The 13,210-nt window shown below is 70.1% G+C and carries 8 protein-coding genes; 2 read left to right on the forward strand and 6 right to left on the reverse strand.

Translation table 11 applies throughout. The features are described from left to right. Positions 1–9: 9 nt before the first annotated feature. Positions 10–1,227 (reverse strand): glycogen synthase, encoded by a 1,218-nt coding sequence (gene glgA / locus OHB44_RS11765; protein ID WP_330440795.1) that lies wholly within the window; start codon positions 1,225–1,227, stop codon positions 10–12. Between the two features lie 70 nt (positions 1,228–1,297). On the opposite strand from glgA, the gene glgC reads away from it, so the two are divergent. Both glgC and pgm read left to right on the forward strand, forming a co-directional pair. Next, entirely contained in the window at positions 1,298–2,530 is a 1,233-nt protein-coding gene (gene glgC, locus OHB44_RS11770) for a glucose-1-phosphate adenylyltransferase (protein WP_091401467.1), read from the forward strand. Positions 2,531–2,561: 31 nt separating this feature from the next. Continuing rightward, entirely contained in the window at positions 2,562–4,205 is a 1,644-nt protein-coding gene (gene pgm, locus OHB44_RS11775; RefSeq protein ID WP_238686258.1) for a phosphoglucomutase (alpha-D-glucose-1,6-bisphosphate-dependent), read from the forward strand. 115 nt (positions 4,206–4,320) lie between these two features. On the opposite strand, the gene OHB44_RS11780 is transcribed toward pgm, so the two are convergent. The 5 genes from OHB44_RS11780 to OHB44_RS11800 all read right to left on the reverse strand — a co-directional run bounded on the left by OHB44_RS11780 (position 4,321) and on the right by OHB44_RS11800 (position 13,195). Continuing rightward, positions 4,321–5,229, reverse strand: a complete 909-nt coding sequence (locus tag OHB44_RS11780; protein ID WP_274531545.1) for an NAD(+)/NADH kinase — start codon at positions 5,227–5,229, stop codon at positions 4,321–4,323. Between the two features lie 100 nt (positions 5,230–5,329). Continuing rightward, positions 5,330–8,437, reverse strand: coding sequence for a M14 family metallopeptidase (locus OHB44_RS11785; RefSeq protein WP_238686256.1), 3,108 nt, complete (start codon positions 8,435–8,437; stop codon positions 5,330–5,332). 255 nt (positions 8,438–8,692) lie between these two features. Continuing rightward, complete coding sequence (locus OHB44_RS11790) at positions 8,693–10,576, reverse strand: nucleoside-diphosphate sugar epimerase/dehydratase (RefSeq protein ID WP_238686255.1); 1,884 nt, start codon at positions 10,574–10,576, stop codon at positions 8,693–8,695. A 103-nt stretch (positions 10,577–10,679) separates the two neighbouring features. Further along, positions 10,680–11,930 (reverse strand): glycosyltransferase family 4 protein, encoded by a 1,251-nt coding sequence (locus OHB44_RS11795; RefSeq protein WP_238686254.1) that lies wholly within the window; start codon positions 11,928–11,930, stop codon positions 10,680–10,682. Beyond that, a complete protein-coding gene (locus tag OHB44_RS11800) occupies positions 11,927–13,195 on the reverse strand; it encodes a glycosyltransferase family 4 protein (RefSeq protein WP_238686253.1) in 1,269 nt (422 codons plus the stop codon). The genes OHB44_RS11795 and OHB44_RS11800 overlap by 4 nt, the downstream gene beginning before the upstream one ends. Positions 13,196–13,210: the final 15 nt, after the last annotated feature.

Here is a 13,210-nt window from a genome sequence, read left to right on the forward strand (position 1 = left end):
CCGTCTGCCTCAGGCCGCGCCGACGGAGCGGTAGACCTCCAGTGTCTGTCGGGCGATGGCGTCCCAGGAGAAGTGCTGCACCGCGCGCCGCCGGCCGGCCAGGCCGAACCGCTCGGTGCGCGCCGGGTCGGCGAGCAGCGTGTTGATCGCGGCCGCCAGGTCGGCGACGAAGCGGGCCGGGTCCAGTGGGGTGCCGGAGCCGTCGGTGGCCTGCGCGATCGGCACCAGCAGGCCGGTCTCGTCGTCGGCCACGACCTCGGGGATGCCGCCGGTCGCGGTGGCCACCACTGCCGTCTCGCAGGCCATCGCCTCCAGGTTGACGATGCCCATGGGCTCGTAGACCGACGGGCAGACGAAGACGGTGGCGTGCGTGAGCACCTGGATCACCTCGGGCTTGGGCAGCATCTCGGCCACCCAGACCACGCCGGAACGGTTGGCCCGCAGCTCGGCGACCAACTCCTCCACCTCGGCGGCGATCTCGGCGGTGTCCGGCGCGCCGGCGAGCAGGACGAGCTGGGTGTCCGCCGGCAACTCCCGGGCGGCCCGCAGAAGGTACGGCAGCCCCTTCTGCCGGGTGATCCTGCCCACGTAGACCACGCTGGGGCGGGACGGGTCGACACCGAGTCGGTCGAGGACGTCGGTGCCCTGGTCCGGGGCGTACTGGATGGTGTCGATGCCGTTGTAGACCACCCGGACCCGGTCGGGGTCGATCTGCGGGTACGCGGTGAGCACGTCGTTGCGCATCCCGCCGCTGACCGCGATCACCGCGTCGGCGGCCTCCATGGCGGTGCGCTCGATCCAGGAGGAGAGCGCGTAACCGCCGCCGAGCTGCTCGGCCTTCCACGGCCGCAACGGCTCCAGGCTGTGCGCGGTCACCACGTGCGGCACCCCGTGCAGCAGCTTCGCGGTGTGGCCGGCCAGGTTCGCGTACCAGGTGTGGCTGTGCACCACATCGGTGCCGGCCGCGCCGGCGGCCATCTCCAGATCCACGCCCATCGTGCGCAGCGCGGCGTTCGCGCCGGTCAGGCCCGGCGATTCGGCGTACGCGGTGACGCCCGGCTCGGTGCGCGGCAGGCCGAAGCAGTGCACCCGTACGTCGGCAAGGCTGCGCAGCTCCCGAGCCAGGTACTCGACGTGCACGCCCGCGCCGCCGTAGACCTCCGGTGGGTACTCGCGGGTGAGCAGATCGACGCGCAGGGATCCGGTGGCCGGGGAGGAGTCGGTCATGTGCGCACCCTAGTGCAGAAGACTCCCCGTACGAGTGGTGAAGTGGGACGCGGGTGGATAGCGTCGGGGCATGGCTGCCAAGGTGCTCGCGATCGTCCTGGCGGGTGGGGAGGGCAAGCGCCTGATGCCACTCACCACGGATCGGGCCAAGCCGGCCGTCCCGTTCGGCGGGATGTACCGCATGGTCGACTTCGTCCTCTCCAACCTGGCCAACGCCGGCTATCTCAAGATCGTCGTGCTGACCCAGTACAAGTCCCACTCCCTCGACCGACACATCACCAAGACCTGGCGGATGTCCACGCTGCTCGGCAACTACGTCACCCCGGTGCCGGCGCAGCAGCGTCGTGGTCCGTGGTGGTTCGCCGGCTCGGCCGACGCCATCTACCAGAGCTTCAACCTGATCAACGACGAGCAGCCCGACTACGTGATCGTCTTCGGCGCCGACCACATCTACCGGATGGACCCGCGGCAGATGGTGGAGGACCACATCGCCTCCGGCGCGGCGGTGACAGTGGCCGGCATCCGCCAGCCGCTGTCGATGGCCGACCAGTTCGGCGTCATCGAGGTCGGCGAGGACGGCAAGCGGATCCGCGCGTTCCGCGAGAAGCCCACCGACGCGGTCGGTCTGCCCGACGCGCCGGACGAGATCTACGCCTCGATGGGCAACTACGTCTTCACCACCCGGGCGCTCTGCGAGGCGGTCGAGCGCGACGCGGAAGACAAGTCCAGCAAGCACGACATGGGCGGCAGCATCATCCCGATGCTCGTCGAACGCGGCGAGGCCAACGTCTACGACTTCCGCGACAACGAGGTGCCGGGCAGCACCGACCGTGATCGCGGCTACTGGCGGGACGTGGGAACGCTCGACTCGTTCTACGACGCGCACATGGATCTGATCAACGTGCACCCCGTCTTCAACATGTACAACTTCGACTGGCCGATCTACACCGAGCAGCCGCCGTGGCCGCCGGCGAAGTTCGTGCACCAGTGGGGTGAGCGGGTCGGCCGGGCGGTCGGCTCGATGGTCTCCCCGGGTGTGGTGATCTCCGGCTCGTTGGTGGAGAACTCGATCGTCTCCCCGAAGGTGCGGGTGCACTCCTGGGCGCACGTCGAGGGCTCGGTGCTGATGGAGGGTGTGGAGATCGGCCGGCACGCCGTGGTCCGGCGGGCCATCCTGGACAAGAACGTGTTCGTCCCGGAGGGCGTCGAGATCGGCGTCGACCTGGAGAAGGACAGGCAGCGCTACACCGTTTCCGACAACGGCATCGTGGTGATCGGCAAGGGCCAGAAGGTCGTGCCGTGACCGACCAGCACTTCCTGAGGAGGATCCCGCAGTGACCCACCCCCGTGCCGGCCAGCCCGCCGAGCCCGCCGACCTGGTCGACGTGCCGCGCCTGGTGACCGCCTACTACGCCGAGCATCCGGATCCCGCGGACCCGGCCCAGCAGGTCTCCTTCGGCACCTCCGGCCACCGCGGCTCCAGCCTGCGCAACGCGTTCAACTCCGACCACATCCTGGCGGTCACCCAGGCGCTCTGCGACTACCGGCGCGAGCAGGGGCTGGACGGGCCGCTCTTCCTCGCCCGGGACACCCACGCGCTCTCCGCGCCGGCTGCGGTGGACGCCCTGGAGGTGCTCGCCGCCAACGGGGTCACCGTTCTGGTGGACAGCCGCGACGGTTACACCCCGACCCCGGCGCTGTCGCACGCGATCCTCACGCACAACCGTGGGCGGACCAGCGGGCTCGCCGACGGCATCGTCATCACCCCGTCGCACAACCCGCCCGACGACGGCGGTTTCAAGTACAACCCCACAAACGGTGGGCCGGCCGACACCGACGTGACCCGGTGGATCCAGGACCGGGCCAACGCCATCCTCGCCGCGGGGCTCAAGGAGGTCCGCCGGATCACCTACGCGCGGGCGCGGGCCGCCGACACCACCGGGGAGTACGACTTCCTCGCCAACTACGTCGACGACCTGCCGACCGCGATCGACATCGACGCCATCCGCGACGCGGGGATCCGTATCGGCGCGGACCCGCTGGGCGGGGCGAGCGTGGCGTACTGGGGTGAGATCGCCGAGCGGCACCGCCTGGATCTGACAGTGGTCAACCCGACTGTCGACCCGACCTGGCGGTTCATGACCCTGGACGGCGACGGCAAGATCCGGATGGACTGCTCCTCGCCGAACGCGATGGCGTCGCTGATCGCCGCCCGTGCCGACTACCAGATCTCCACTGGCAACGACGCCGACGCCGACCGGCACGGCATCGTCACACCGGACGCCGGGCTGATGAACCCCAACCACTACCTGGCGGTGGCGATCCGTCACCTGTTCCGCACCCGCACCGAGTGGGGGCCGGACGCCGCGGTGGGCAAGACCCTTGTCTCCTCGTCGATGATCGACCGGGTCGCCGCCGACCTGGGTCGGCCGCTGCTGGAGGTGCCGGTCGGCTTCAAGTGGTTCGTGCCCGGCCTGCTGGACGGCGCAGTCGGCTTCGGCGGCGAGGAGAGCGCCGGGGCGTCGTTCCTGCGACGCGACGGCTCGACCTGGACCACCGACAAGGACGGCCTGCTGCTCTGCCTGCTCGCCGCCGAGATCCAGGCCACCACCGGCCGCAGCCCGAGCGAGCACTGGGCGGAGTTGGCTGAGCGTTTCGGCGCGCCCGCGTACGCCCGGATCGACGCCCCGGCCACCCGGGAGCAGAAGGCAGTGCTCGGCAAGCTCTCCCCGGAGCAGGTCACCGCCACCGAGCTCGCCGGTGAGCCGATCACCGCGACGCTGACCACCGCCCCCGGCAACGGTGCGGCGATCGGTGGCCTCAAGGTCAGCACCGAGTCCGGCTGGTTCGCCGCGAGGCCCTCCGGCACCGAGGACGTCTACAAGATCTACGCCGAGTCCTTCCAGGGCCCCGACCACCTCAAGCAGATCCAAGAAGAAGCCAAAGCCCTGGTAGACCAAGCCCTAACCCAGTCCTAACCCGGAGCGCCCCGCCGGCTTATCGCCGTTGATCAAGAGGTTTGCGTCACTCCACCCGGCGTGTCGTGACGCAAACCTCTTGATCAACCCGGACGTCGGGGACGGGTGGGCGGGGTCAGCAGGGTGGGGGTATTTCTCGTTGGGCGCGGCGCAGCTCCTCGGGGAGCAGTTCGCGGAGCTGCTCGGGTAGGAACGGCAGGTCGAGCAGCGTCATCTTCAACTGGTTGCGTTCCTGGTAGCGCAGCGGGTCGAAGCGCACCACCAGGCCGGCGTTGCGGCGGTAGCTGATCTCCACAGCTCCCTCGGTGGCCGGGTCGCGGAACACCAACCCGTCCATCTCCACCACCACTGGGGACGAGTCGGGCTCCAGCTCCAGCCGGATCTTCTCGTCCGGTGAGAGCACCACCGACCGGGAGATGCCGGCCATGGGCGCCGACGGCGTGACCACCATCGAGTCCGCCGCGGGGGAGATCAGCGGGCCGCCGGCGGCGTAGCTGTACGCCGTGGAGCCGATCGGGGTGCTGACCACCACGGCGTCGCACCGGTAGTAGCCGTACTGCTGGCCGTCGATGGCGAGTGTGACGTTGACGAAGCCGGAGCCGGGCTGGCGCACCAGCGCGATGTCGTTGAACGCCACCACGTCGTCGCCACACACGTCGCAGGCGAGGCAGGCGTGCGACTCGACGGTGAACTCCTTCGACAGCAACCGGCTCAGCGCCTCAGGCAGCTCCGGCGGCTCGATCTCCACGAGAAAACCCACACGACCCAGGTGTACGCCGAGCACCGGCTTCGGGTCGAGGACGGCGGATCGCAGCGCACCCAACATGGTGCCGTCGCCGCCGATGCTGATCAGGGCGTCGGAGCGGGTCGCCACCTCGTCCGCCGGCACCGGCACGATGCAGGACGAGACGCGGTGCTGGTCCTCCTCGCGCACCATCAGCGTCTTGTGGTGACGCGTCGCCCACCGTTCGATGATCCCGACCACCTCGGTGACATCCCGGGTGGGGTGCAGCACAAGTCCCAGCCCCGACACCCGTACAGCTCACCACATCGGCGGCGACCGTACCCGGCGTACACCGAAGGTGCGCCGACGGTCCGCGGACCGTCGGCGCACCTCGCCGCCATCAGGGGCGGGGCTGCCCGGTGAGGTGGGTCAGTGAGCGGGCGACCAGGTCGTCGCGGGCCGCCGGAGGCAGACCCTCCAACCCGAAGCCCAGATACACGGTGTCCCCGGTGACCACCACCGAGCCCTCCTCGAACGCCTGCTGGCTGCGTGACCAGTCGTTGGCGTTGCCAGCGGAGCCGGGCGGTGGGCCGGCCACCGTCCAGCCACCCAGGTCGGCCGACTCGAACGAGGTCTCCGCCACTGTCGACCCGTCAACCAGCACCCGGGCGTCGTCCAGGAAGACGCCGAGACCCTGGGTGCTCCAGTCCGAGGCGTACGTGATGGACACCTCGACCTGCTTGCCGGCGTAGCCCGACAGGTCGGCCACGAACTCCTTCCAGCCCCCCGACGACCCGCTCGCCGCGTTCCAGCTGCCGGTGCTCCCGGTGGGGGAGCAGTCAGCGCCCTGGTAGTGCGCGAGGAACGGGTGCAACTGCTCCACCCAACCCTGCGTGCAACTGTCCCCGGTGACAGTGCTGGTATTGCCGTTGGCGTCCGGCAGGGTCGTCCAGTCGTCGCTGCCCACCTCGTGCGCCTCGACGAACATGAAATCCCAGTCCTGCTCGATCTCGTAGGAGGTGAAGAAGCGCAACTCCCCGCTGCTCGCCCCGGTGAGATCCACAGTGCGCGTGAGGCGCTTGTACGACTCGTCGGTCTGCCCGCTGTACAGGTACCACTCACCCGTACGCGGATCGAACGGCGCGCCGCCCGGTCGGGACCAGCCCACCGGCGCGGAACTGGCGAACTGCGGGAACTCGTCCGGTGGCAGGAAGCTCGACGTGGTCAGGAACGACGCGGTGTGCGCCTGGTTCTCCGCCGAGCCGGAGGCGTTCAGCTGCCCGTCGAAGCCGGTGAACGCCGCGTCGGTCCCGGCGACCGGGTACGGCTCCCCGTCCGGGCTGGTCCCGCCGTCGCTGACATAGGTGTACGCGCCCAGCCAGTACTGCTGGAAGTCGTTCAGCAGCGGCAGACAGCTGGCGGCCTCGGCGTCGGTGCACTCCGGTGGCGCGTCCGGGTGATAGACGTACGACCCGTTGGCGCCCTGCGCGAACAACGCGTACTGGCCGCTGACCAGCAGTTTGCCGCCCTCGTTCAGGTAGTCCCGAACGGCCAGCTCGGTTTCCAGCGCCGCCCTGGCCGTCGTGCCGGCCACCTGACCGGGGGAGCGCAGGATCACGTCGTCGCCGGTCTCCCAGACCACCGCCTCGTAGTGCGACAGCACGCCGAGCGGGTGCGGTGCCTTGCGGCCCATCGCGTCGAAGTCGTACACGTCGCTGCTGCGCCCGGCGGCGCCCAGCGACGCCGCGACCTCGTCGGCGTACTTCGCTGTGGTGCCGGTCTGCGCCGGACTGAGGCCGGTGACGTCCTCCACAGCGAGGACCAGCACGTCGCCGCCGATGTCGTCGTGCACCCGATAGGTGAAGTGTTCGCTGGCCACCACCCCGGCACGCGGCTTGTTCCCGGTGAACCAGACCTCCACCCGGTCGCCCGGCTTCGCGCCGTTGACAGTGCCCCGTAGCTCGGCGTAGTAGTCGTCGTGTGTTTCGCCGTACCGCTCGCCGCCGCGCCACTCGCGGACCGCGACCGTCTTCGGCCGCCCACCGTTGACCGTGTAGTGCATCCGCACGTTCCGCAGCGCCCGACGGGTGATCGCGGCGACCTGCTGGGTGCGTCCGTACGAGGTGTCGAAGGCGTCCACGACGAAGTCCGGAGTGCTCCGACCGACCACCGAGACCGGGTCGTCCGGGTCCGCCGCCGACCGGGCCACTGCCAACGCGAACGGTAGGTTCTTGCTCACCTCGCCGGCGATCAGCGCCTCGTCGTCGGGGAAGATGAAGCCGCTGACGCAGTCCTCCGGGCGCCACTGGTCGTCCGGGTCGACGGCCGAGGCGGCCTCGCAGGTGGACATCTCCGGGGTGAAGCCCAGCGTGCCGTACCTGACGGTGGCGTGGCTGTCGGTGTCGCCGTTAGTGGTGTACAGCTCCGCGGAGATGTCCGGGTCGTACCCGGGCACCGCGGGGTGCGCGTCGTCACCGGCCATCGCCTCGTAGATCACGTCGTCCGGAGTGGGGGTGCTCACCTGCCAGCCGAGGCCGTAGAGCAGCAGTTCGGCCGCCGAGTGGTAGTTGACGAAGAACTCGAACCCGACCCGCTTGAAGAGCCGGTCCAGCGCCTTGGTCTCCGGCTCGGAGTTGGGGCCGGGGCCCCGGTAGGTCTCGCTGTTCGGCTCCGGTGACGAGCCCTCGTTGTCGTAGCCCCACTTGTAGCTGAAGTTGCGGTTGAGGTCGACGCCGTCGGCGGAGCCGATCTGCCCGTCACCGTTGTTGTCCCGCAGGTTCTTGCGCCACAGACGGTTGCCGGCGGTGAATGTGAAGTCGTAGCCGTCGGGGTTGGCGACCGGCAGGAACCACAGCTCGGTCGTGTCCAGCAGGTGGGTGATCTCCCGGTCGGTGCCGTAGCTGTTCAGCACGTGATGCATCAGCCGGCGGGTCATCTCCGGCGTGATCCACTCGCGGGCGTGCTGCGCACCGGCGTAGAGCACCGCCGGTCGCCGGCCGTCCGCAACGGTGCGCGCGTTCTTGGTGACCTTGACCGCGACGATCGGCTGCCCCTGCTGGCTGCGACCGATCGTCTCCACCTTGGTCAGCTTGGGATACCGGGCCGCCGTGGCGTTCAGCTCGTCTCGCAGGCCGCCCGGCTCACCGTAGGGACGGAAGCTCGTCCAGCCGGCCGCGGCCTGCTCCCGCAGCGCCTGCGACGCGTCCTTGCCGCGCACCTTCTTCACCGACAGCGGTACGCCCTTGTCGGTCAACCGCTTCGCCTGCCGTCGGCTGAGGACCGTCTCGACAGTCGTGCGACCGGCCGCGTCAGTCTTCGCGTCGTGGCCGAGGTCGACCCCCGCGGCGCGCAGTTGCTCCCGCTGTTTCGGGTCGACAGTGCCGACGTACACCTCCAGGCCGTCGCGGACGCCCGGGTCGGACGGCGGCCGCGCGCTGGCCGGTGGGGTCAGTGCCAGTGCGCCGAGCAGGGTGACCACGCCGGCGATCGCCAGTCGTCTCGGTCTCATCGCGCCTCCTTGGGTGAAGGACCTTGTAGGCGCGAGCCTTCGGCGTGCCGTTATCGATGTCAATCAGTCGATGGGAGCTTCGTTGCTGACCGTGTCGGCGTTGGTGCCAACTGTGACGCTCACCGCGACGCGGGCTGCCGGCGCGGGCGGGCGTTCGCCAGGCCACCCCGCGATGCTCGAGGCGGGCCGGCAAGCCGTACCCCGCAGGCGCGTCGAGAATTCATCCCGGACGTCACCTGCGGGGTCGGCGTCGGCTCAGCTCGCGCTGGGTGCCGGAGCTGTCGACTTGACGGTCTGCTGCGCGACGACGCCGGTCGACTGACCGCACAGCCACGCGAGACGGTCGATGATCTTGTCTGGGTCTTCGAACGGGTCCAGCGTGGTGATCTCGATGGGATCGAGTGGGGGCACTGCCACGTGCGAGATGAGCGGGTGCAGCGGGCGAAGGTCCCGCTCGCCAGCACCGATCAGAGCCTCGTGGAGTTTCTCGCCCGGCCGGAGCCCGGTGTAGACGATCTGGACCGGCCCCGGCGCCTGGCTCGCCAACTGGCGAGCGATGTCGTCGATCCGTACCGGCTCGCCCATGTCGAGGACGAGCGCCTCGCCGTCGCGGCCGATGCCGGCGGCCTGGAGCACCAGGTGCACCGCTTCCTGCACTGTCATCAGGTAGCGCGTCACGTCGGGGTGAGTGACAGTGATCGGCAGTCCCGCCTCGATCTGGGCCCGGAACGCCGTGACCACCGACCCTCGGCTGGACAGGACGTTGCCGAAGCGGACGCTGAGGAACGTGCCGCCGTGCGTCGCGGCGGCGTTCGCTGTCAACCGCTCCGTGATCCGCTTGGAGTAGCCGAGAACGCTGACCGGGTCGGCGGCCTTGTCGGTCGAGATGTTGACGAACCTCGCCACGTCGCGGCAGGCGTTGAGCACCGTCTGCGTGCCGAACACGTTCGTCTTGACCGCCTCGCCCGGGTGGCGTTGCAGCAGTGTCAGGTGTTTCAGGGCCGCCGCGTGGAACACGATGTCGGGTCGGCGTTCCGCCATCACGCGCCGGATCCGTTCCTCGTCGCGCAGGTCGGCGAGAATCAGCTCGGGACTGTCCAACATCGCGCGACCCGACATCGACAGTTGCAGGGCGTGCAGGGCCGACTCGTCGCGGTCGAGCATCATCAGCTCGCCCGGATCGGCCCGCATGATCTGGCGGCACAGCTCGGAGCCGATCGACCCACCGGCGCCGGTCACCAGGATCCGGCGTCCGCGCAGCTGGGACTCCGCATCCCGGAGGTCGCCGATCACCTGTCGTCGTCCGAGTAGGTCCGCCATGTCCGGGTCGCGAACGTCGTTGACGGTGATCCGATGGTCGACCAGTTCCCGTACCGAAGGAAGGATCTTGAACGTCGCTCCGGTCTTCAGTGTGCTTTCGCGGACCTCGTTGATCAGCTCGGAGTCGGCGTTGGCGGCGGAGAAGATCACCATCTTCGCGCCGGTACGCCGCACGACAGTGTCGATGTCAGCGCGAGAGCCGAGCACGCGCACGCCCCCCAGCGACAGGTGGCGTTTCTGCGGGTCGTCATCGATCATGCCGACCGGCAGGAACTGTCCTGCCGGATCGCTCAGCATGGCCCGCAGGAGCCCCTGACCGGCCGAGCCCGCGCCGAAGAGCAGGACCGGTTCCGCTCGGCCGGCGTCCGGGCGCAACGTCCGGTCGCTGCGGCTGCGGTACGCCAGGCGGGTGCCGAGCATGACGGCCAGCGCGATCGCCGCGCCGACGAGTGGCGTGCTCGCGGGCACCGGCCGGGACGTCATGGGCACGAGGGCGATCAGCAGGAGCACGCCGGTGGTCAGGGCCGTGTTGGCGAGCCCCTGCATTTCCTCGACGCTGCCCAGGGGATGCCGGCCGGACAGGTTGCGGCGAACGGCGGACACTGCGACGTGCGCGACCGCGGCGACCACTCCCATGCCGATCGCGCGGGCCAGGGCGGGGCCGGTGAGCGAGAACTCGAAGCGCACCCACGCGGCGACGGCGAAACCCGCGATCCAGGCGAGGGCGTCCCCTGCGAGGAGGCCGCCGGCCAGGCGGAGGTTGCGATGCGACCGACCGAGGCGTGTGGACTCGCTGGGGCTTGTCCCCAAAAGTTGCATGTGGAAACTCCTGCTGCGATAGCGGCCCATCCGGGGGAAACCACCAAATGGTCTTATTTACGTCCTACCAAAACTAATCACTTTATGACTGGTTTTTAGCGGTTTACGAGGTTTGTCCGGCTGCTGACCTGGCCGACTGTCGTGGCACCACCGCCCCCCGCAGCACGTCCTCGAACCGTTCGAACAGCAGGTCGCGGTCGAACTCGTTGGCCGCGACCTGCCGCGCCGCGGCCCGCGCCGTGGCGGTCCTGGCCGGATCGCTGAGGAACGCGCCCACGAGCGTCGCCGCGGCGGCGGGATCTCCCGCGGGCAGCACGAGTCCGGCACCGCTGCGGCGCAGGATGTCGGCGATCCACCCCTCGTGGTTGACCGCTACCGGTCGACCGGCGGCCCACCCGTCGAAGACCTTGTTCGCCGAGTTGGCGTGCAACGCGGGCTCGTCGCGCACCGTCGAGACGGCGAGATCGCACGCACCGAAGAACGCCACCACCTCGGCCTTCGGCACCTGGTCGAACATGAACAGGTTCCGGTCCAGGACGTCGGACGCGGCTGCCTGTGCGCGCACCTGCGCCGTCTCCGCGCCCTGCCCGACGACAGCGATCCGCACGTCCGGGTGGTCACGACGCAGCGTCGCTGCCATCCGCACCAGATAACCCACGTCGTTGACGAAACCGAGCGTCCCCGCGTAGAGGATCAGAGGACGGTCGCCCAACCACTGCGTGCGATCCCGTAGCGCTCGGCCGGCAGCGTCCGCGTCGGCGAACAACTGACGGTCACAGCCGTTGGGAATGACTGTCACCGCGGCCTCGGGGTGCCGCGCCCGAACGCCCGCCGCCATTCCCGGCGACAGCGCCAGGATGTGCGCGGCGTTGCGGTAGGCCCACCCCTCCAGACCGGTGGCAGCGCGCCGCGTCAGCGGCGACCGCAGCGCGCCCAGCGCGATCGGCACCTCCGGCCAGAGATCGCGTACCTCCAGCACCATCGGCGTCCGGCGGCGGCGGGCGGAGTAGACAGCGGGCAACGCGATGGTCAGCGGCGTGCTGGTAGCGAAGACGACGTCCTGCTCCAGCGACGCCGCTCGCGGAGCTGCCAACCGGGCGAACTGCCCGAAGGCCGAGAGCCGCTCTCGTAAGGACATCGCGTTGCGATAGGGGACGGCCGCCCAGTGCACCACCACACCCGCCTCCACTGTGGTCCGCCAGGTCTTCGCGGCGCCCGACGAGGACTCGGTGTCGCTGGTTACCACGTGCACGTCGTGGCCGTTACGGACCAGACGCCGGGCGAACTCGTAGGACCGGGTGCCACCGGACATGGCCGGTGTGCGGAAGTACTGGTGCAGGTAGACGATCCTCACCGGGCCACCCCGTCCCGACGTTGTCCGGCGCGGTCGGCGCTCAGCCGCCGGTAGAACTCCTGCACGACGGAGACCTGGCGGGACCAGGACTCCGACGTCTCGATGAAGCGCCGGTTGTGCTGTTGCAGAGTCGGCTCCAGCGGGCGGGCGGCCATGAGCTGTTCCGCCAGCGCGGCCTCCAACGGCCCGGTGAGGATGTCGGCCGCCATGCCGTCCTCGACCATCTCGCGATACGGCGGCAGGTCCGCGAGCAGCAGCCGGCAACCGGCGAGCGCCGCCTCCAGCACCGTGCAACTGCGCTGGTCGAAGCGAGGAACCGAGATGCTCACCTCGCTCGCCCGCATCAGCCGGAAGGTGTCCTCCGGTGTCAGTGACCGGTCCACCACCGTGACTCGTCCGGGTAGGTTCGCGGCGAGTTCGTGGGCTTCGGTGACGCACCGCCGCTGCGCCTGAGCGGCCGCCGCCTCGGCGGGACGGTGCCCGGCCAGGACGACGAGGTGAAGGTCGGGACGAGCGGCGGCCACCCGGGCGAACGCCCGCAGCACCTCGGACGTGCGATAGACGGGACCGGCCGTCCGGGCGGCGAACAGCACCGTCGCGTCGGCCGGGATGCCGAATTCGGCCCGCACCGACGCCGGCGTCACGGTGTCGCGGAGCGCGAACAGCTTGTCGTCCACGCCCCACGACACGGTGCGGCTGCGATCCGCCGGTATCCGGTAGCGCTCGATGATCTCCGTGCGGACCGACTCCGCGGTGGGGAGAACGAGGTCGGAGCGGCGCAGGGCGGCCCGGGCGACCCATCGGCGGACCCGGGACCGACGCGCGGACTGAAGGTCGACCCCCCAGGGCGTGACCACCCGGGCGGGTCGGCGCGAGGCCAGCAGCGACAGCAGACCCGCCATCCCCACCGAGTGCACGTGCAGCACGTCGGGGCGGGCCTCGCGCGTCTGCCGGCGCAGCCACCAGCCGGCGGCGGCGAGCTGCCACACCGCCCCCCACCGCCCGTTGCGGGTCCGGCCGGTCCCGGGCGCCACGCGCAGTTCGACGCCGTCGATCGGCTCCGCGTCGATCCAGCTGACGGCGATGACCGGATGACCGCGTTCCGCCAGCGCGACCGCCCACTTGCGGGCGTGCAGCGAGCTCGCGCCGCAGAGCAACATCACGGACGGAAGGACGGGGGCGGCGGCCGAGCCCGGGACGGCCCGCTGCCGGCGCGGCTGGTCGTGGCTGTCGACCCTCGGTGTGTCGGGACGCGTCGCGGTCACCTTCGTCTCCTTCAT

This window comes from Micromonospora sp. NBC_00821 (assembly GCF_036347035.1).
Taxonomy (GTDB): Bacteria; Actinomycetota; Actinomycetes; order Mycobacteriales; family Micromonosporaceae; genus Micromonospora; species Micromonospora hortensis.